The sequence below is a fragment of the Actinomadura litoris genome, assembly GCF_009733595.1.
Lineage (GTDB): Bacteria > Actinomycetota > Actinomycetes > Streptosporangiales > Streptosporangiaceae > Spirillospora > Spirillospora litoris.
In genome coordinates this window covers 1-20,203 of the sequence record NZ_WOFH01000001.1, presented here as the reverse complement: position 1 = coordinate 20,203, position 20,203 = coordinate 1, and the positions used below count along the sequence as shown (strand labels likewise).

The window sequence follows — 20,203 nt, the reverse complement described above, 5'->3', positions numbered from 1 at the left end:
GCGCCCGCGACGGCGGCGGCCGGCCCGGCTGCGGTCATCACTGGGGGGTGTCTTCGCGGATGACGGTCTGGATCAGGCGCGTGCCGGTGCGGCGGTCGATGTGGTAGCCCCGGCCCGGGGGGAGTTTGTGGGGTTTCACGTTGCCCAGCAGGATGCCCTCGTCCTTGTTGCCGGACATCAGGAGGCCGGGGGAGGCCATTTCCTTGATGCGGGTGATGGCCGGGTCGAACATGCCGCGGCCCGCGCCGCCCATGGCGCGGGCGACGATGAGGTGGAGGCCGATGTCGCGGGCCTGGGGGAGCAGTTCGACAAGGGGGCGCAGCGGGTTGTCGGAGGTGGCGACCATCTCGTAGTCGTCGACGATGAGGAAGAGGTCCGAGCCCGTCCACCAGGAGCGGGAGCGGAGTTGGTCGGGGGTGAGGTCGGCCGGGGGGAGGCGCTGCATCATCGCGCCGCGGATGTCGTTGACCAGGGACGTCGCGGCCGGGGCCGAGGCGCCGAAGCCGATCTGGTGCTCGGTGTCGGCGACGTCCAGCAGCGAGCGGCTGTAGTCGATGAAGATGATCCGGGCCTGCTCGGGGGTGTAGCGGGAGGTGATGCCGGTGGTGATGTGCCGGAGCAGGTTGGACTTGCCGCATTCGGCGTCGCCGAGCATCAGGAAGTGCGGGTCCTGGGCGAAATCCAGGTAGACCGGGGAGAGCGACTCCTCGTCGATTCCGATCGGGATGCGCATGCCGGTCTCGGCGGGGGTCGGCAGCGAGGAGAGCGGCAGGACGTCGGGCAGCATGCGGACCTGCGGGGCGCGCTGGCCGTGCCACGCCTCGGACGCCGCCCGGACCATTTTGAGGACGCCGTCGTTCAGCGACTCGTCGGCGCCGCCGCCGTCGATGCGGGGGACGGCGGTGAGGAAGTGGAATCCGTCGCGGGAGAGCCCGCGGCCGGGGCGGCCCTCGGGGACGTTGTCGGCGAGCTTGCGGTCGATCTCCGATTCGTAGGGGTCGCCGAGGCGCAGTTCCAGCTTGGTGCCCAGCAGGTCGCGGACGTTGGTGCGGAACTCCGTCCACTTGTTGGTCGCGGCGATGACGTGGATGCCGTAGCCGAGGCCGCGCGCGGCGAGTTGGGTGATGGTGTCCTGGATCGCCTCGTAGTCCTGGCGCAGGGTCAGCCAGTTGTCCACGACGAGGAAGACGTCGCCGTAGCCGTCGCCGGGGTGCTCGCCGGACGCGCGCATGCGGCGGTAGGTCGCGATGCCGTCGATGCCCCGCTCGGCGAACTCGCGTTCGCGCTGCTCCAGCAGGCCGCTGACCTCGGCGACCGTCCGCCGGACGCGGTCGGCGTCCAGGCGGGTGGCGATGCCGCCGATGTGCGGCAGGTCGGCCAGCGCGGCGAGGGCGCCGCCGCCGAAGTCCAGGCAGTAGAACTGCACCTCGGCGGGGGTGTGGGTGAGCGCGAGGGAGGCGATCAGCGTCCTGATCAGGGTCGACTTGCCGCTCTGCGGGCCGCCCGCGATGCCGACGTGGCCCGCGGCGCCCGACAGCTCCAGCCAGTACGGGTCGCGCCGCTGGTGGAACGGCTTGTCGACGATGCCCGCCATCGCGTACAGCTTGCCGCGGCCGTCCCAGCCCGCGGTGGTGAGGCCGTGTTCCTGGGTGACCTGGAGCGGGGGGAGCATCTCGTTCAGCGCGGGCGGCTCGTCCAGCGGGGGGAGCCAGATCTGGTGCGCCTGCGCGCCGTGCCCGGCGAGCTGCCCGACCACGACGTCGAACAGGGACGCCTGGTTCTTCTTCTCCTCGGGCTCGGGCTCCTCCTCGGACCGGTCCTCGATGACCTGCGGGCGTATGTAGCCCGGCAGGTACGGGACGATCTGGGCCGCGATCTGGCTGCCCTGCCTGTCGTCGTTCTGCTTCGGCTGCTCGTCCACGGGCCCCGAGACGTAGGCCGCCTTGAAGCGGACCATCGGTTCGGTGGCGAACTTCAGGTATCCGTTACCGGGGGCGGGAGGCAGTTCGTATGCGTCCGGGACGCCGAGGACGACGCGCGACTCCATCGCGGAGAACGTGCGGAGGCCGATCCGGTAGGACAGGTGGGTGTCCAGGCCGCGCAGCTTGCCCTCCTCCAGGCGCTGCGAGGCCAGCAGGAGGTGGACGCCCAGCGACCGGCCGAGCCGTCCGATCATGACGAAGAGCTCGGCGAAGTCGGGCTTGGCGGACAGCAGCTCGGAGAACTCGTCCAGGACGAGGAACAGCGTCGGCATCGGCGGCAGGTTCGCGCCGTCCAGCCGGGCCTTCTCGTAGTCGCGCAGCGAGGCGTAGTTGCCCATGGCCCGCAGGTACTCCTGGCGGCGCACCATCTCGCCGTGCAGCGCGTCGTACATGCGGTCGACCAGCGGGAGCTCGTCCTCCAGGTTGGTGATGATGGCCGAGACGTGCTCCAGGCCGTCCATCCCGAGGAACGTCGCGCCGCCCTTGAAGTCGACCAGGACGAAGTTGAGGATGTCCGGCGCGTGCGTCATCGCCAGGCCGAGGACGAGCGTGCGCAGCAGCTCGGACTTGCCGGACCCGGTCGCGCCGATGCACAGGCCGTGCGGGCCCATGCCGCCCTGGGCGGACTCCTTGATGTCGAGTTCGATCGGACGGCCGTCGGCGTCCAGGCCGATCGGCACCCGGAACCGGTTGCGCTGGGCGCGCGGCCGCCACACCCGCGCGGGGTCCACCGCGTAGGCGTTCTCGACGCCGAGCAGGGACGTCAGCGTCATGTTGTTCGCCAGCACGTCCTCCTCGTCCACGGCGTCGTTCGCGCTGGACCGGAACGGCGCGAGCTGGCGGGCCAGGCTCTCGGCCTGCGGGACGGTGACCTTGTCGGGCGCGCCGATCGGGGTCGGGACGTCCTTGCCCGCCCGGTCCTTGCGCAGCATGTGGACCTTGTCGGGCGTGACGTTCAGCCGCAGCGTCCCGGCCTCGGTCGTGTAGCCGACGGTCTGGGAGAGGTCGATGACGCAGACGCCCTCGATGCCGTCGGCGGCGATCTGCGAGTCGTAGGCGGCCATGCCGCCGTCCACCACGATCACGTGCAGCGGCAGGTCGCCGGACGGGCGGCCGGAGACGAACCGGGCGCGGTCCTTGATCTCCTGGCCGAGCAGCACCTCCAGCTCGGTCATCGTCGGCGCGATCAGCCGGACCTGCCCGGCGGCGTCGTGCTCGGTGGGGTGCAGGGCGTGCGGCAGCCACTTCACCCAGTCCCAGTAGGGCAGCCGCTCCTGCGAGGTGCAGACGCTGATGCGCACGTCGTCGGGGGTGTGGAACGAGGCCGCCTGCATGAGCATGGCGCGCAGCATCGCCCGCGCGGCCTCCACGTCCCCGAGCAGGAAGATCCGTGAGAACGAGCGGAGGTTGATGGCGACCGGCAGGGCGGGGACGGTCGAGTGCGTCCGGACGAACCGGCGCAGCGCGCCCGCGCTCATCGGTTCCAGGTCCTCGACCGGCTTGGTCTCCGGCGCGATCAGCTGGACGGCCAGCTTCTGCGGCCCGGTGCCCACCCGCACCTGGCCGAAGTCGGAGTCGTCGGCGCGCCGCTCCCACAGCCGCGAGCTCATCGCGATCGACCACAGCCGGGTCGGGTCGGGGTTGTACCACTCCAGCGCCTCGCGCTGCTGGGCGGCGGCCTTGCGGACCTTCGCCCGGACCTGGCCGAGGTAGCGCAGGTAGTCGCGGCGCTCGCCGTTCAGCTTGGACTTGCGCTCGCCGCTGCGCTGCCCGACCTGGCTGAACATCATGCCGAACATCGACAGGCCCATCATCCCGCCCGCCACCATCTGGAGCGGGTTGGAGTTGGGGTTCAGGAACATGAACGCCATCGAGCCGGACCCGGCCGCCATCGGCAGGAACGTCAGCACGTTGCGGAAGCCGTCGGTGGTGACCTCGGGAAGCTCGGGCGGCGACTCCAGCAGGACCTCGCCCCGCGGCATCTCGGGGGGCTTGCGGCGTTCCTTCCGCCGGACCAGAACGGTGCTCACTGGACTGGCTCCCCCTTCTGGGCATCAATGTCGCAGCCCAGCATCATACGGGTACGGGTCCGCATAATCCTTTGATCATCCGGATGCGCTCGGTAACGGAGTGCGGCCTGCGACAGGCGCTCGGCGGGCGCCGCCTTCGATTCGGGGGAAAGCGAAACATTCCACCAGGATTCATCTGCGCCGCCGGTCACGAAGGGGGAACGAAAGCGGCAGGCGCGAAAAAGCCATGCGGGCAAGGCATCGCGGACGTCCAAGGTCCGCGCCGGACGGAACCGGGGCGGGCGTTACCGCATCGAAGTGGGGCATCTCAGCCGGTCGCAGAGGGCGGGCCGGGAGGTCTATGTTGTTACGGTTCTCGCCGGTGTTCGGGTGCTCCCTGTGGGGCCGTGCCTACATGTGAGGAAGTTCAGTGGCTTCAGTCACCGGGGCGGAGCTGTGCAGGGTCACGGTGGTGGCCCCCAAGCGCCGCATCGACATCTCGCTCCCCGCCCACGTCCCCTTCGCCCAGTTCTTCCCGGCGATCCTGCACTACTCCGGCAGCCAGATGGCCGACGCCGGGCTCGCCCACGGCGGCTGGGTCCTGCAGCGGCTGGACGAGGCGCCCTTCGACGGCGGGGCCACCCCCGCGCAGGCGGGGCTGCGCGACGGCGAGATCCTCTACCTGCGTCCGGGGATGTCGCAGCTTCCCGAACTGGCCTTCGACGACGTCGCCGACGTCGTCGCGACCGCGGTCAAGGACCGGCGCGACCGCTGGCGGCCCGAATGGACCCGCGCCTTCTCCCTCGGGGTCGGCGCGGGCGGCTCGGCGGTCGCCGCCGTCGTGGTGCTGCTCGCCGGACCGTCCTGGGTCGTCCCGGCCGCGGCCGCCGGGGTGGTCGCCCTGCTGCTCGTCATCGGCGCGGTGGTCGCCTCGCGCGCCGCGGGCGACGCCAGGGCGGGCACGGTGCTCGCCTTCGCCGCGCTCCCGCACGCCTTCCTCGCGGGCCTGCTCGGCCCCGCCCGCGACCACGGCTTCGGCGAGCTGGACGCGCTGAACACGCTGGCCGGGTTCGGCGTCCTGGTCCTGGTCGCGGTGATCGCGGCCGTGGGCGTCACCGACGGCGCCTCGATCTTCTGGGGCTCGGTCATCGGCGGCGTCCTCGGCGCCGCGGGCTCCGGGGCCGCGCTGGCCTTCGAGGACCTGTCGGCGGCCGGGATCGCGGCGATCACGGTCGTGGTCGCGATGATGCTGACCCCGCTGACCCCCACGCTCGCCTTCCGCTTCTCCAAGGTCACGCTGCCGCCGGTGCCGCAGAGCGCCGACGACCTGCGGCGCGACACGATCATGGTGGACGGCCAGCAGGTGCTGACCCGCACCGGCCGGGCCGACCGCTTCATCACCGGCTTCACGGTCGGCCTCGGGCTCGTGGGCATCCTCGGGCTGATCCCGTCGGCGTTCCGCGACGGATGGCTCGGCCCGGTCACCGCCGCCGTCATCTCCGTCCTCCTCCTGCTGCGCTCCCGGCTGTTCCGCGGCCGGGTGCAGCGGCTGGCGATGCTGGTGCCCGGCATGCTCGGCCTCGGGACGCTGGCGATCGCCATCTCCTGGGACGCCTCGCCGCTGACGATGGCCGCCGGAGCGCTCCTCCCGCTGGTCGTGGCGACCTCGGTCGTGGTCGGGGTGGGGCTGTGGCTCCCGGGCCACCGGCCCTCGCCGTTCTGGAACCGCGCGGGCGACATCCTGGAGATGTTCCTGCTGATCGCCCTCATCCCGATGGCCCTCGGAGAATGCGGGCTGTTCGCGTACATGCGCGGGCTCGCCGGTTAGGAGCGCCGCATGCAGACGCGCAAGGACCTGCTGCAGGCACACCGCCTGATGAGCCAGCGCGCCTCGCTCGCGCTGGTCTCGGGCGAGCCCGACAACCCCGAGCTGCCGCTGCGCCGGATGAACATCAGCGCGTTCAGCGGAATCATGATCGGCATCCTCGTCATGGCGGCGTTCGGCATCTTCGGCGTCATCCGCCCCGGCGGCGCCACCGGCCTGGAGAAGGCCGGGATGCTGCTCGTGGAGAAGGACACCGGCGCCCGCTACGTGTGGTGCGAGAACGGCAAGCTCTGCCCGGTCGCCAACTACGTCTCGGCGCGGCTCGTCGCCGGGGCGGACTCCAAGAGCCGCCGGACGGTCTCCAGCAACTCGCTCACCAAGTACGAGCGCGGACCGGCGATCGGCATCCCGGGCGCGCCGAACACGCTCCCCGACGCCAAGAAGCTGACCAAGGCGCCGTGGGCGGTGTGCGTGCGGGCGTCCGAGAGCACCTCGCTCGGCCGCCGGTCGCTGGTCACGCTCACCGCCGGACGCGAGGTCGGGGGCACCGCGCTGCGTCCCGACCAGGCCGTGGTCGTCAAGGCGGACGGGCAGAACTGGCTGCTCTGGCGCAACACCCGCATGCGGATGCCGCCCTACGCGCTGACGACGCTCGGCGCGAGCGCCGTCCCGATCGCCGGCAAGTGGCTCAACTCCGTCACCCAGGGCCCCGACTTCGCCGCGCCGCAGATCCCGGGCCTCGGACGTGCGGTCACCGGGCCGCTCGGGCCGGCGAAGGTCGGCCAGATCTTCGGCGTCGACACCGCCTCCGGATCCTCGTCCTCGTTCGTGCTGCTCGCGGACGGCCTGGCGCCGATCTCCGCGCTCCAGCGGGACCTGCTGGTCGCCGACCCGCTGACCCGGCAGGCGTACGGGAACCAGCCCGTCCGTCCCCTCCCGGTGGACGCCGGACGGGTGAACTCGACCCGGCAGTCCGCGCGGACGGTCCGCGCCCAGCAGCTCGAAGGCAAGGCGCCGAGCATCGTCGCCTACCGGGAGACGAGCCCGCTGTGCGCGGTCTACGCCGACCCGAGCGGCAACTCCGACGCGACCCTCACCCTCGACGGGAGGCTGCCCGCGCCGCCCGGCGGCCCGCAGCCGAACGGCGCGGACCAATTGGCCTTCCCACCTGGGAGCGCGGCGCTCGCGGGCCGGGTACCAAGCCCGGGAAAGGCGAATGAGGTCAGCACTTATTACCTTGTGGCCGAGGGAAAGAGATTCCCCATCAAAGACAATGAGACGGCCGAGAAGCTCGGCTACTCTCTGCCGGGCGATGCCTCGAAGGTTCCGGCGGGCGTCCTGGACCTGATCGCCCAGGGGCCGGTGCTCGACCCGGCCGCCGTCTCCACCACGCCTCCGGCCAACACCCCGCCGGGGAACTGATTGTGCGGACTTCGGCCACGACCCGAACCGTAAAGGGGGCCAATGCGTCTAAACATCATGTGAAGCGGATGGACAGCATGGAGTAAAGCACCTAAAGTAATGATCACTCTGCGGTGCAACCCCCCGCCATCACCGGCCTCAGGGTCCTTTGCGCTGCCGAAACGGGGGCTTACGGCGTTGGCCCGGCGTCTATGCCCAGTTCACGATCGCGGGTCACGGTACGAATCACTGGAGGTGACTCATGGGGCAGCAGTCGGCAGTCGACAGAGCATCCATGAAGCAGGCCGCGGATGACATCGACGCGTCCGCGAACATCATCAAGGGGCTGCAGACGCAGCTTGAGGGCCACAAGCAGCAGGTCCGCGGGGCCTGGGAGGGCAACGCCTCCATGGCCTTCGAGACGGTCTTCAACCGGTTCAACGAGGACTTCGGCAAGGTGCTGCGGGCCCTGGAGGGCATGCACCAGAGCCTCGTCCAGACCAAGATCACCTATGAGTCCAAGGAAGAGATGTCCGAGCAGGCCGTGAACAAGGTTCAGGCCCTGCTCAACGGCTCTACCTGAGCGAACCTCACAACCAGGTGACGACGGCTGGAAAAGGAGAATCATGAGCTACACGAGGGCCAATTTCGGCGGCCTGACCGAGGGTGAGGCGCAGTTCAGCCAGGCCGCGCGCGCCCTGATGGACGAGCTGAACGACCTGGAGGGCAAGCTCCGGACGAAGCTCAACCAGTGGGAGGGCTCCGCCCAGGAGGCCTACTGGGTCTTCCAGAAGCAGTGGGACGGCGCCGCCAAGGACATGCAGAACGTCGTGGCGCAGCTCGGTCTCGCGATCCGCGACGCGCACGACAACTACCAGCAGGCCGAGCGGTCCAACTCCGGGATCTGGGGCTGACCGCAGGTTCAACCCCCGTCCGCTGGACGCAGCTGTGAAGTGGCCCTGGCCGTGCGAACGGCCGGGGCCCACTTCGCCCGTACCGAACCCAGGTCTGTTCCGTCTTGTCTCCCAGACAGCCGCTCAGGGGGCAAGAGGCTGACAGGAGGTAAGCAGAGATGGCACCCCCAGAACCCCCGAAGAGCCTGCCGACGGCCGGCGGCAAAGAAATCGGCATTCACCACGACACCGTCAAGGACATCGCGGACAAGCTCGAAAAGGACCTGCGGGCCCTCAAAAGCCTGCGCTATGACAACAAGCTTGAGGACGACTCGCCGACCGAGTCCTCACTCGGCAACTACACGGCGGGCCGCAGCCTTTACAACACCGTTTCGGCCGCGCAGACGCAGATCGGCAACACCTACACGCAGTTCGTCACCGCGTACGAAAACGTGATCAAAGCCCTCCGGGCCTCCGAGCAGACCCATCGCAACGCCGACGACAAGTCCAAGCAAGGCGTTCAGAATGCCGCCAGTCCGCACAGCAGCGTGTGAGCGGAACGCACGCGACGAGGAGGGTGATCGTAGGTGACGAAGAGCACGCAGAAGATCAGGCAGGAGGGCTTCCAGACCGGCGGTGAGGGCACCGGCGGCTGGGGGATGCTCAAGGTCTGGGAAGACCAGTTCGACAAGGTCAAAAAGGTCGTCGACAGCATGCACCCGGAGCAGATCGACACGGGTGCGACCACCTACACCAACCTGTCGACCCGGATGAACGACTCCGTCGATCTCATCTACAAGCAGGCGCAGCGGCTGGTCGAGGCCTGGGGCGGTGACGACGCCGAAAAGGCCATGGAGCAGATGAACAAGGCCTACCGGCAGGCCCAGGAGATCAAGACCAAGGCGTCCACCACGGGCACCGCCCTGACGGCGCACGCCAAGCAGCAGCGGCAGTGGAAGCACTCCTACGGCTCCGGCAGCGCGAACGACAGCTGGGTCAAGGACGTCGTGAACTGGGGCCAGCGCGCGATGGCGATCAACCCCGCCACCGCCCCGGCCGCCATCACGGGCCTGATCGGCAACAACTTCGGCGCCAAAGACGCCATGAATGCCATCAACAACGGCACCAAGGGCACCTACAACAACTTCCCGGCCGATATCCGCCAGGACATGCCCGAGGCCGATCCCAACGTCCTGGACACCGACCCGCCGGGCACTCCCCCCGGCGGTGGCCCCAAGTCGCCCAAGATGCCGGGCGGCGGCCCCGGGGGCGGCCCCGGCGGTGGTCCCGACCTGCCCAAGGGGCCCGGTGGCGGTCCCGACCTGCCCAAGCCTCCCGACAACCCCGGTGGGCCCGGTGGCGGTCCCGGCGGAGGCCCGGGAGGACCGCCGCACATGCCGGGCGGTGGCCCCGGGGGCGGTCCCGACCTCCCGGGCGGAGGCCCCGGCGGCGGCCCTGGCGGCGGTCCCGGCGGCATCGGCAACGGCCCCGGTGGCGGCCCCGGCACCGACCTGGCGAGCCTGCCGGGCGGCGGTGGACCGGACACCGGTCTCGGCGGCATGCCCGGTGGCGGCCCCGGAGGTGGTCCCGGCGGCGGTGGTCTGGGCCCCGGCGGTCTCGGCGGCGGCCCCGGCGCTCTCGGCGGTGGTCCCGGTGGCGGCCCCGGCGGCGGACTCGGCGGACCCGGCGGCCTGATGGGCGCCGGCGCGCTCGGCAAGGGCGGCATGTCCGGCATGGGAATGCCCATGGGAGCCGGCGGCCACGGCGGCGGCGACGGCGAGGAGCGCGAGCGCAGCACGTGGCTCACCGAGGACGAGGACATCTGGGGCGGCAACGACGACACCGCCCCGCCCGTGATCGGCTGATGTTCGTGCCATAGTGGTGACAGAGGCGATGGGATAGGTAGATCAGGTCCAACCTGATCTACCTATCCTTTTATAATTCAGTTGCTGTAGACGAGGAGTACCGATGCTGCAGCGAGGTCGAAAACTGGTCGGCTTGGTCTTGGCGCTGCTCCTGTCGGCAGCGGTCGTTTTGCCAGGATCCGCTGCGGCGGCACCGAAACCGCTCGCCCAGGAATGGTGGTTTCCGGCTTGGGGAGTGGACGACCTCCTGTGGCCGATCTCCAAGGGCGCCGGTGTGACGGTCGCGGTCATCGATACCGGCGTTCAGTCGAATGTGCCGGATCTGCGGAACGCGGTTCTTCCCGGCATGGACGCCGAGAGCGGAAGCGGCGACGGCCGCACCGATGGCGATACCGGTGAACTCCACGGCCACGGTACGGCCATGGCGTCGCTGATCGCCGCACAGGGCACCGGGACCGGACTCGTCGGTGTCGCGCCCGAGGCGAAGATCCTCCCCATCGTGGGGCAGAGCACGGACGCCTACGCCAAGGGAATCCGCTACGCGACCGACCATGGCGCGAAAGTAGTCAATCTGTCCCAGGCCGTGCCCGGCGCCTGTCCGGCGAACCTGCAGGAATCCATCGCCTATGCGCTGGACAAGGACGTCGTGATCGTCGCGGGCGCGGGCAATGACGGTGCCGGAGGCAACGCTTCCAACTCTCCGGCCAACTGCAAGGGCGTTCTCGCGGTAGGGGCCGTTGACGCGCAACTGCGGCCCTGGGAGAAGACGCAACGCCAGCCGTATGTGACCGTGGCGGGCCCCGGCGTCAGGGCCCCCGTCGTCGTCAAGAGCGGGAAGTTGATCAGCGGCAGCGGCACGAGCGCCGCGTCCGCGCTGACGTCAGGGGCGATCGCCCTGGTGCGCGCCAAGTTCCCCGAGATGAAGAACCGGGAGCTGGTTCGGCAGCTCATCGCCTCCGCGAAGGACGTCTCCGACAAAGGGCAGGACGACCGAACGGGATACGGAATGGTCCGGCCCTATCGCCTGCTCGCCCAGAAGGCGCCGCAGGGCTCGGCGAATCCCGTCTTCGAGGACTACGACCGGTGGGCCAAGCGGCACAGGCCCAGCGCCCGGCCGAAGGCCGAAAAGGACTCGGACGACGGGATGAGCACCGGCACCATCATCGGCTTCGGCGCCATCGGCGCCTTCTGGCTCGTGGTGCTGGTGATCGTGTTCGTCATCGCGCGGCGCCGGAGGGGGAAGGGCGGCCCGCCGCCCGGCCCGCCTCCGTTCGGCCCCGGTGCCGGACCGGGTGTGCCTCCGGGGTTCGGCCAGTCTGGGCGACCCGGTTTCCAGCCGCCGGTTCAACCTGGTCAGCCCCCCGGCCAGTACCAGCCGCCGGGGCCGCCTCAGGGTGGTGGGCCGCCGACGCCTCGCTGATGCGCCGTTCGGGCATGGGCGGGTTGCCGCCCATGCCCGTGGGGAGGCGTCAGTTGGTGAAGAGGAGGGCGTTGGTGATCTCGACGCCGAGTTCTCCGGCGGTGGCGAACACCGAGCCGGTGCGGCCGCCGGTGGCGCCGCCGTGCGTCCAGTAGGACTGGGCGTAGATCACGCTGGATCCGCGGGTCCAGGTGCGGGTCCAGTACGCCGGGTTGGCGCGGGGCTGCGGGAGGCCGCTGGCGTCGGACGGGGTGAGCAGCTTCGGCCAGCCCTGGGCGTCGGTCGCGTTGCCGATGCGGCTCGCCGCCGAGGGGGTGGCGAACTTCGCGATCGAGACCGACGTGATGATCGTCCGGGACGGGTTGGCGTAGACGGCCGAGTACATGCTTCCGATGCACGGGTCGGTGCGCAGCCTCGACAGCAGCTTGGTGTTGGCGCGGGTGATGCAGGACTCCGTGCGGGTTCCGGCGCGGGTGAAGGTGTTGCCCTTCGCCGTGCGGACGGTCGCCGAGAGCAGGCTCGTCGGGTCGGAGCCGCCACCGCCGAGGGAGGTCGTCGGGCTCGGCTCGATCGAGCCGGTGGAGGGAGGCGTGTAGGTCGGCCGGGCCGAGGGGAACGTGATCGCGGGAGGGTCGTCCTTGTCGTCGCCGCTGTTCAGCACGACGAAGGCGCCGACGCCGATGAGGGCCAGCAGGACCATCCCGCCGACGATGAGCAGCGGGACCGCCGCGCCGCCGCCGCTACGGCGGGGCGGGGGCGGGAAACCGCCGGGCATGGGCGGTCCCGGCATGGGCGGGCCGGGCATCGGGGGGCCGGGCATCGGCCCGCCGATCGGGGCCCGCGGGGGCGCGGGAGGCGGTCCGGCGGGGGCGGCAGGAGGCGGGTATCCCGGCTGGCCGGGCGGCTGACCAGGCCATTCAGGGGGGTTCATAAGAGCTCCGGGCTGTTCGCGTGCGGGGTGCCGATTGAGATCCGGCCAGACTAGCGGGCGTCCCGTGTTGATTTCATCGGGTATGGCACGTCTGCGCCGGTCGGGCCGTTGTGGAGCGCCCTTCTCGCTTCCGGAATCGTTCTGGAGACCCATCGACGGTGCACGGGGCGACCGGTGTCTCGTACGCTTTAAAGGAAGAGGGGAGGCAGGTGTCCGACTCCAGTTGGCAGCAGGCCGTCCTGCGAGAGATCGGCGTTCCGCAGCGGGGATTCCAGACGCTGGAGGCCGAGCCCGCCCCGCCCCAGGGAGGGTGGGGGGCCGAGGCGCCACCGCTGCCCGCCCCTGAGCAGCCGCCCGTCGAGCCGCCTGTGGTGGAGGCCGTCCCGCGGGCTCCCGAGGTCGAGGCGGCGGCTCCGGCGCCGCCCGCACCCGCGCCGCCCGCTCCCGTGCAACCCGTCTCGCACCCGCCCTCGCCCTCTTTGCCGCATACGGTTGCGGATCCCGCGCCCGCTGCGGATGGTGGGGGCGCGGAGCTGCCTCCGCCTCCTGTGCCGCCTTCTTTTGAGCGGCCGGTGGGTGAGTCGCAGCCGTCTTCGCCTTCTCTGTCGCATACGGTTGCGGATCCTGCGCCTGCGGCGGAGGGTGCGGAGTTGCCTCCGGCGCCTGTGCCGCCTTCTTTTGAGGAACCGGTGGGTGAGTCGGCGCCGTCTTCGCCTTCTCTGTCGCATACGGTCGCGGATCCTGCGCCTGCGGCGGAGGGTGCGGAGTTGCCGCCGGCGCCTGTGCCGCCTTCTTTTGAGGAACCGGTGGGTGAGTCGGCGCCGTCTTCGCCTTCTCTGTCGCATACGGTCGCGGATCCCGCGCCTGCGGCGCCTCAGCCTCCGCCGGTTGCTCCGGAGGAGATTCCCTCAGCGCCTGTGTTCCCGGGTGGGGGTGCGGAGTTGCCGCCGGCGCCCGTGCCCCCTTCCTTTGAGCAGCCGGCCGTTGAGGCTTGGCAGCCGGCCGAGCCGCCTGAGCAGCCGGCCGTTGAGCCGCTCATGCATCCCGACTTCGACTGGGCGTCGGCCGTCAGTCCGATGCCCGGGGTCTCCTCGAACGAGGTGCAGGACGGGGCCGGTCACGCGCCGCCGGTGCCGCCGCGACCCGTCCAGCCCCGGGCGCCGGAGCCCGGGCCGCGGCAGCCTCCGTCCCAGATGCCGGCGGAGGACCTCGTCCGGCGGAACCAGCACGGCGATCCCCTCGGACGGCGGGTGCGGCAGAACGTCCGCCGGGTGGTCGGCGGTGGCGGCGGCGCCGCGCGGGAGATGGCGGCGTTCGCCGAGCTGATGCGGCATTCGGTCCCGGGCGCGCGGCAGATCGCGGTCGCCAGCGTGCGGGGCGGTGCGGGGAAGACGACGATGGCGGCGCTGGTCGCCACCGAGTTGGCGAGGCACCGGGCCGACCGGGTGCTGGCCGCCGACGCCGACGCCGAGTTGGGGTCGCTGCCGCTGCGGCTCGGGGTCCGCTCCCAGCTTTCGCTGTTCGAGTTGGCCGGGCAGAATCCGCGCACGTTCGAGGAGGCCGCGCAGTTCCTGTCGCGGACGCCCGACGGGCTGTTCGTGCTGTCCTCGACGCGGGACGGGCGGATCGCGGGCGAGTTCACGCTGGAGACGTTCCAGAGCGCGCTCAACGCGGTCGGCCGGTATGTCGCCGCGACGGTGGTGGACTGCGGCGCGGGCATCCTCACCGAGCTGAACCGGGGCGTGATCGCCGGTTCGCACGGCCTCGTGCTGGTGACGCCGGGGACGGTGGACGGGGCGCTGAGCGCGCGGGGCGCGCTGGAGTGGTTCGCGGGCAACGACCAGCAGGCCGTGCTGCCGCGCACCGTGATCGCGATGGTCTCGCACGCCCCGCAGGTCGGCGCCGACCTGGAGCGGGCGCACCAGATGCTCACCGCGTGGGGGCTGCCCGTCGTGTCCGTGCCGTATGATCGGCACCTCGCGACCGGCGGCTCGCTGGACATGTCCAAGATCTCCGCCGCCGCGCGGGCGGCCGTGATCCGGGTCGTGCACGAGGTCTTCTCGCGTTCGCTCTCCGCTGGGATGTCCTGATGAGCAGTGACCTGGTCGCGCTGGTGCGGCGGCGTCCCGACGTGCACGCCGTCGCCGACGGGATGATCGCGATGGGCGAGCCGCTGGAGCTGCGCGGCGGCGAGCCGGAGGCGACCCGGCTGTACGACGCCGAGGGCCGGCTGCTCGTCTCGATCGAGGGCGCGGTCCAGGTCGAGGTCCAGGGTGAGATCGGGCGGCTGCTCGGCGCGGAGTTCGCCGCGCGGGTCGCGGTGCCGGTCTGGTGGGTGGACGTCCGCGCCGTCGCCGACCTCCCGGAGGCGACGCGGGTGGCGCGCAGGTTCGCCGACTCGCTCGTCCACTGGCTCGGCGGCACGGTGTATCCGGACGGGACGATCGAGCCCCCGGCCCTGAGCTGGAAGGCGAGCGACCCCGCCGGGGACACCTCCGCCGGCGCCGCCTTCCACGACGGCGTCATCGGCGGCTGATCCCGCCCGTCAGTTCCAGTCGCGGGTGAGGTCCTGGCCCCAGGGGACGAGGTTCCAGGGGCTGCCGCCGTCCTCGGCGAGCCGGGCGACGAGGCGCTCGTACTCCTGCTGCGCGCTGCCGCCGCCGCCCGACCACAGCAGCCGGCCCTGGAGGTAGCAGGTGGCCATGTCCTCCCAGGACGTGTAGCGGCGCTGGATGTCGAGCGCGAGCGGGAGCATGCGCTCCCAGCAGTACTCCTCGGTGAGCCAGCCGACCATGTGCCCCCACCGGTAGAGCATGAGCGCGCGGCCGTAGTCCCAGATCAGGAAGCGGCCGACGTTGGCGCGCAGCGCCGGGTCCGCCAGGGTCTCCAGGCGGTGCAGCTCCTCGGCGGCGTGGTCGCGGTCGTTGAACAGCCGGTGCAGGAACTGGGCGAGCCCGGCGCCCTCCTCGCTGGCGTCGGCGCCCGGCTCGTCGCGCAGCAGGGGCGGGACGAGCCGCGCGTACGCGGCGCCCTCCGTCCCGTAGCGGACGCGGACCAGCTCGATCAGCCGCTCCACGAACGGCGGCTCCAGGGCGTCGCGGGCGATGAGGCCGTCGACCTCGCGGAGCAGCGCGGTGTAGGCGTCGCGTTCGGCGGGGGCGCGGGCGGCGAGGTCGGCGTCCTGGGTGAAGTCGGCGCGGTGCCCGTCCTGGACGAGCCAGTTCACGGCGCCGAGGAGCTGCTCCAGGTCGTAGGCGCCCCACGGGTCCTGGAGGAGCTCCAGGGCGGTGCGGCGGTCGGCGGCCGCGGCGGGGTCGCCGGGGGCGGCGCCGAGCCGGTCGAGGCGGAAGCCGTTGATCGCGCCGTAGGGGGCGGCCGCGCCGATGATCCAGCGCTGCACGGGAGTGAGGTCGTCGCCGGAGGCGAGGGCGGGGCCGGAGATCAGCTTCCAGAGCCGGTCGTGGAACTCGGCGGCCTTGCGCCGCTCGCTCTCGAAGAACCCGGCGAGCTGCGTGCGCAGGGCCGGGTGCCGGACGAACAGGCGCCGGAAGAAGCGGCCGTTCTTCCACACGAGGTGCTCGGGGCGCAGCTCGCCGAACGGGACGCGGGTGTGGCGGTGCACCAGCTCGCGCTCGGCGAAGCGCAGTTCGGTCACGGGCCACAGCCTCACCAGCGGGGTGAAGCGGACGACGGCCACGTAGCCGGCGACGAGCGCGAGCAGCGCCGTGCCGGGGGCGAGGGGCCAGCGCGCCGCGTCCTGCATGCCGGTGAGGGACAGGACGGCGCCCGCGAGCAGCAGGGCGATCCCGCCGATGCCGCAGGCCACGAACCAGGCGGTGGCGAGTTGGAGCGAGATCTCGATCCGCACGACGGCCGCGTCGTCGTCGATCTCCAGCGCCGCCTCGGCGAGGGTTCCCTCGACGGCCCGCTCCAACGCGTCGAGCCGGGGGGCCTGTTCCATGGGCAGGACCGTACCCCATCGCCCGATCGGGGTGATCACCACGAGTGGGGGAGGCTCAGCCCGCCTGGAGGTGCCGCATGAGCAGGCCGTGGCGCTGCCAGCCGTCGGGGGAGCGGCCGTCGCCGAGCGGGAACAGCGTCATCGGGGTGCGCGCCGGGCCGACCTGCTGCCCGGGGAGGTCGGCGGGGCCGGTGACGGTGCCGGTGACGGCCAGCGCGACCGGGGCGGGCGCGCCCGTCCAGCGCGGCTCGGTGGTGAGGTCGGCGCGGCCGGGGCAGAGCTGGACGAACAGCGAGGCCAGCGGCTGGTCGGCGGCGAGCGCCCCGACCAGCGAGGGCAGGTGCCGCAGCGGCGGCGGGTCGGTGGGCGCGTAGCCGACGGTGACGGTGGTGACCTCGGCGGCGCCGCCGCCCTCGGTGGTGGCGAAGTCGCAGATCGCCTGGGCGGGGCGCGGGCCGTCGCCGACGACCAGCAGCCGCGCGGTGGAGCGGCCGCGCGCGTACTCGGTGAGCCGGTCGCCGCGCCAGGGGTGCTCCAGCGGCTCGGCGGGCCCGAGCCCGGCGGGCTGCTTGCCGGTGAGCAGTTGCAGGAGGCGCTCGACGGGTCCGCCGAGGTCACCCTGCGCGCCGTGCCTGATCCGGTAGACGAGCGTGAGCTGCGAGCCGATCGCGGCGGTGGGGCGGGTCGTGAACCCGGGCGCGTAGTCGCGCGCCTCCGGGACGGGGACGAACGTCGCGCCGTCCCACTTGAGCGGCCGTCCGGTGAGGCCCTCGTAGTAGCCGTCGCCGTGGCGGACGACCCACTGGAGGTCGGCTCCGGCGGCGACCGTGCGCAGCGGCAGCGACAGCCGCGAGTCGAGGGGGGTGAGGAGCTGCAGCGTGCGGCCGCTCTCGGCGCAGTCGGCGACGGCCCTGGTCAGCCAGCCGCTGAGCGGGATGACCGGCCGGTCCTGCAACACGACCATCGCCTGGTCGGTCAGCGCGTCTACGGTGCTCATCTTCGGGGGAGTCTAGTGGGCGGTCGCGGGGATCCGAGGTCGAGATGACCTTGCCTGGATGACTTTGCCGTGACTCCGGTGGCTCTTGTCCATTGTGTGCTGAAATGTTACGGATGCAGCGAGCCGCGCCGTCCCGCGCGCCCTCCAGGCGGGCGCACTACCGGGACGTGTACTACACCGACGACGCCCCCCGGCCGCCGGAACCGCCGGCGCGGGGGCGGCTGTGGCGCGTGCTCGGCTGGGTGTCGATCGCGATGTCGGCGGTGCTGGTCGCGGGCAGCCTCAGCGCCTACGGGTTCTGGCGGCGGCTGGACGGCCAGATCGACCGCGAGCACGTGGACGACAAGCTCGGCGCGAACCGTCCGGCCAAGCTCAACAACTCGATGAACATCCTGATGATCGGGTCCGACAGCCGCGCGGGGGAGAACGCGCGCTACGGCCAGGAGGTCGGGCAGCGCTCGGACACCACGATCCTGCTGCACATCTCGCCGGGCGGCGAGCAGGCGCTCGGGATCAGCTTCCCGCGCGACTCGATGGTGAACCTCCCCTCCTGCCGCAGGACGGGCGGCGGGTCGTCGCCGCCGCAGCTCGCGATGATCAACGCCGCGTTCTCGACCGGCGGCCCGGCCTGCACGTGGCGGACGATCGAGTCGCTCACCCGCATCCACATCGACCACTTCGTCGAGGTGGACTTCGCCGGGTTCAAGCGGGTCGTGGACGCGCTCAACGGCGTCGAGATCTGCGTGCCCCGCCGCATCGACGACCCGAAGGCCGAACTGCACCTGCGCGCCGGGCCGCAGACCGTGCGCGGCGACCAGGCGCTCGGCTACGTCCGCACCCGGTACGTGCTCGGCGACGGCTCCGACCTCGACCGGATCAAGCGGCAGCAGGCGTTCATGGCCTCGGTCGTGAAGAAGGCCACCGACAAGGGCATGCTCACCGATCCCGGGCGCACTTTCTCGTTCCTGTCCGCCGCGACCAGGTCCATCAAGGCGGACGACCGGTTCACGCTGTCGGTCATGCAGAAGCTCGCGGGCAGCCTGCGCGGGATGAGCGCGGGCAAGGTGCGGTTCGTGACCGTCCCCGTGCAGCCGTATCCGGCGGACAGGAACCGCGTCCAGTTCAACCAGGCGCTGGCGGAGCCGCTGTTCAGGTCGATCCGCGAGGACAACGCGCCGCCCGCCGAGCCGGCGGCGCCCGCGCCCGTCCCGGCGCAGCGGCCGAGCGGCGTCCCGCCGGTGCCGCCCGTCCCGCCCGCGCAGGTCAACGTCGCCATCTACAACGCGACGAGGCTGAAGGGGCTCGGCCGGCGGACCGCCGACCAGCTCACCGGACGCGGCTTCCAGGTCGTCAGGGTCGGCACGCGCGCGGTGCCCGCCGGCGCCCCCACACAGATCCTCTACGGCGCCGGGGCCGAGCGGCAGGCGGCGCGGCTCGCGATCGCGCTGCCGGGGCATCCGCCGCGCCCGTGGCCCGGCGGCAGGCCCGGCTACGTCTATCTCGTCATCGGCAAGGACGGGGCGGTACTGTCCGGGGCGAAGCGGCCGATGCCCCAGGTCTCCGGGGAGATCAGGGCCGACCGGAACATCTGCGATCGGACGTGATGACGGCATCACGCATCGCCCAGGTTTCGCGGACGTGGAGAACCGGTCAACCAGGACGTAGTCGCCACCACATCCCGGTATGTTGGCGGCGCGCCACCCCATGACGCACCCCCTGGCCCACCGATCGCTTCAGAGCGCCCCAATCAGGACCGCCTAACAGAACCAGCCCCCTGCCCCAGGAGCCGCCCCCCCGCCACGGGCTCTGCCGGGCGAAAGCGCCCCACCCGGAACGGACCGATAGGGACCGATGCAGCCCGAGCCCTTCACCCTGTTGATGACCGTCTACGGCGGTGATCGGGTGGAGTATGTCCGGGAGGCGTTCCACAGCGCCGTCCACCACCAGACGCTGCGTCCCGACCAGGTCGTGCTGGTGCGGGACGGCCCCGTCGCGCCGGAGCTGGCCGACTGCCTGCGGGGGCTCGTCCTGGACAGCCCCTCGGAGGTGACGTTCGTCGCGCTGGAGCACAACCGCGGCCTCGGCCCGGCGCTGGACGCGGGCCTGAACGCCGCCTGGCACGACATCGTCGCCCGCATGGACGCCGACGACGTCGCGATGCCGCACCGCTTCCAGGAGCAGGTGCCGCTGGTGCGGGCGGGCGCCGACCTGGTCGGCGCGGGCCTGCTGGAGTTCGGCTCCGACATCTCCGACATCGTCGGGCGGCGCATCCCGCCGAGCGACCCCACCGACATCGCGCGGTACTCGCGGCTGCACGACCCGTTCAACCATCCGACGGTCGTGTACCGGCGCAGCGCCGTGATGGCCGTCGGCGGCTACGGCGACCTGCCGCTGATGGAGGACTACTGGCTGTTCGCGCGGATGATCGCGCAGGGCGCGCGGGTGGTGAACCTCGCCGAGCCGCTCGTCTACTACCGGGTCGGGGACGGCGCGTACGCGCGCCGCGGCGGCCGCGACCTGCTGCGCTCGGAGCTGCGGCTCCAGCGCGCGATGCGCGTCGAGGGCTTCATCACGCGCCCGCAGTACTGGCGCAACGTCGTCGTCCGGGGCGGGTACCGCCTCGTCCCGACGCTGGTCAGGCGGCCGTTCTACCGGATGCTCGTGGCGCCCTACGGCGCGCGCCGCAACCGGTCCCGCAAGCGCGCCGCCGCCGAGGCGCCGTCCTACGTCCCGAGGCACGCCCGCGCCCAGGAGGCGGAGCCCGAGCCGGCCCCGCCCCGGCATCCGGCGGGCTAGGTTCTGTCCGGTGGATCATGTGTTGATCCAGAGCAGGGCTGTGACCAGGACGATCGCTGCGCGGTAGTTGCGGGCGAGTTTGTCGTAGCGGGTGGCGATGCCGCGCCATTGCTTGAGGCGGCC

The 20,203-nt window shown here is 71.7% G+C and carries 15 protein-coding genes; 11 read left to right on the top strand and 4 right to left on the bottom strand.

Going from position 1 to position 20,203, the window contains the following annotated elements; genetic code table 11:
- Positions 1-37 precede the first annotated feature (37 nt).
- Positions 38-4,012 carry a type VII secretion protein EccCa gene (eccCa, locus tag GNZ18_RS00080; RefSeq protein WP_214616455.1) on the bottom strand — a complete coding sequence of 1,325 codons (3,975 nt, stop codon included), beginning with the start codon at positions 4,010-4,012 and terminating at the stop codon, positions 38-40.
- Positions 4,013-4,421: 409 nt separating this feature from the next.
- Here eccCa and eccD point away from each other — a divergent pair, with 409 nt between their 5' ends.
- The 7 genes from eccD to GNZ18_RS00045 all read left to right on the top strand — a co-directional run bounded on the left by eccD (position 4,422) and on the right by GNZ18_RS00045 (position 11,395).
- Positions 4,422-5,819: a type VII secretion integral membrane protein EccD gene (eccD, locus tag GNZ18_RS00075; protein WP_312874219.1), complete on the top strand. Its 1,398-nt coding sequence runs from the start codon at positions 4,422-4,424 to the stop codon at positions 5,817-5,819.
- Positions 5,820-5,828: 9 nt separating this feature from the next.
- Positions 5,829-7,238 (top strand): type VII secretion protein EccB, encoded by a 1,410-nt coding sequence (eccB, locus tag GNZ18_RS00070; protein ID WP_156214014.1) that lies wholly within the window; start codon positions 5,829-5,831, stop codon positions 7,236-7,238.
- A gap of 241 nt (positions 7,239-7,479) precedes the next feature.
- On the top strand, positions 7,480-7,800 hold the full coding sequence (locus GNZ18_RS00065) for a WXG100 family type VII secretion target (RefSeq protein ID WP_156214013.1): 321 nt from the start codon (positions 7,480-7,482) through the stop codon (positions 7,798-7,800).
- A 43-nt stretch (positions 7,801-7,843) separates the two neighbouring features.
- Entirely contained in the window at positions 7,844-8,131 is a 288-nt protein-coding gene (locus tag GNZ18_RS00060; protein WP_156214012.1) for a WXG100 family type VII secretion target, read from the top strand.
- 158 nt (positions 8,132-8,289) lie between these two features.
- Complete coding sequence (locus GNZ18_RS00055; protein ID WP_156214011.1) at positions 8,290-8,664, top strand: hypothetical protein; 375 nt, start codon at positions 8,290-8,292, stop codon at positions 8,662-8,664.
- Between the two features lie 33 nt (positions 8,665-8,697).
- Complete coding sequence (locus tag GNZ18_RS00050) at positions 8,698-9,975, top strand: WXG100 family type VII secretion target (protein ID WP_156214010.1); 1,278 nt, start codon at positions 8,698-8,700, stop codon at positions 9,973-9,975.
- A gap of 103 nt (positions 9,976-10,078) precedes the next feature.
- A complete protein-coding gene (locus GNZ18_RS00045; RefSeq protein WP_156214009.1) occupies positions 10,079-11,395 on the top strand; it encodes a S8 family serine peptidase in 1,317 nt (438 codons plus the stop codon).
- Positions 11,396-11,444: 49 nt separating this feature from the next.
- On the opposite strand, the gene GNZ18_RS00040 is transcribed toward GNZ18_RS00045, so the two are convergent.
- A complete protein-coding gene (locus GNZ18_RS00040) occupies positions 11,445-12,170 on the bottom strand; it encodes a hypothetical protein (protein ID WP_156214008.1) in 726 nt (241 codons plus the stop codon).
- A gap of 1,193 nt (positions 12,171-13,363) precedes the next feature.
- Here GNZ18_RS00040 and GNZ18_RS00035 point away from each other — a divergent pair.
- Positions 13,364-14,416 (top strand): CpaE/TadZ family protein, encoded by a 1,053-nt coding sequence (locus GNZ18_RS00035; protein ID WP_156214007.1) that lies wholly within the window; start codon positions 13,364-13,366, stop codon positions 14,414-14,416.
- The gene (locus tag GNZ18_RS00030) at positions 14,416-14,862 is read left to right on the top strand and encodes a hypothetical protein (RefSeq protein ID WP_156214006.1); all 447 of its coding nucleotides are present in this window, start codon (positions 14,416-14,418) and stop codon (positions 14,860-14,862) included. The genes GNZ18_RS00035 and GNZ18_RS00030 overlap by 1 nt, the downstream gene beginning before the upstream one ends.
- Positions 14,863-14,871: 9 nt before the next feature.
- On the opposite strand, the gene GNZ18_RS00025 is transcribed toward GNZ18_RS00030, so the two are convergent.
- A complete protein-coding gene (locus GNZ18_RS00025) occupies positions 14,872-16,287 on the bottom strand; it encodes a DUF1266 domain-containing protein (RefSeq protein WP_156214005.1) in 1,416 nt (471 codons plus the stop codon).
- Between the two features lie 55 nt (positions 16,288-16,342).
- Positions 16,343-17,284, bottom strand: a complete 942-nt coding sequence (locus GNZ18_RS00020; RefSeq protein ID WP_246249324.1) for a DUF6177 family protein — start codon at positions 17,282-17,284, stop codon at positions 16,343-16,345.
- A 113-nt stretch (positions 17,285-17,397) separates the two neighbouring features.
- Here GNZ18_RS00020 and GNZ18_RS00015 point away from each other — a divergent pair, with 113 nt between their 5' ends.
- Both GNZ18_RS00015 and GNZ18_RS00010 read left to right on the top strand, forming a co-directional pair.
- A complete protein-coding gene (locus GNZ18_RS00015; protein ID WP_156214004.1) occupies positions 17,398-18,888 on the top strand; it encodes an LCP family protein in 1,491 nt (496 codons plus the stop codon).
- 247 nt (positions 18,889-19,135) lie between these two features.
- Positions 19,136-20,080, top strand: a complete 945-nt coding sequence (locus GNZ18_RS00010; RefSeq protein WP_156214003.1) for a glycosyltransferase — start codon at positions 19,136-19,138, stop codon at positions 20,078-20,080.
- Positions 20,081-20,203: the final 123 nt, after the last annotated feature.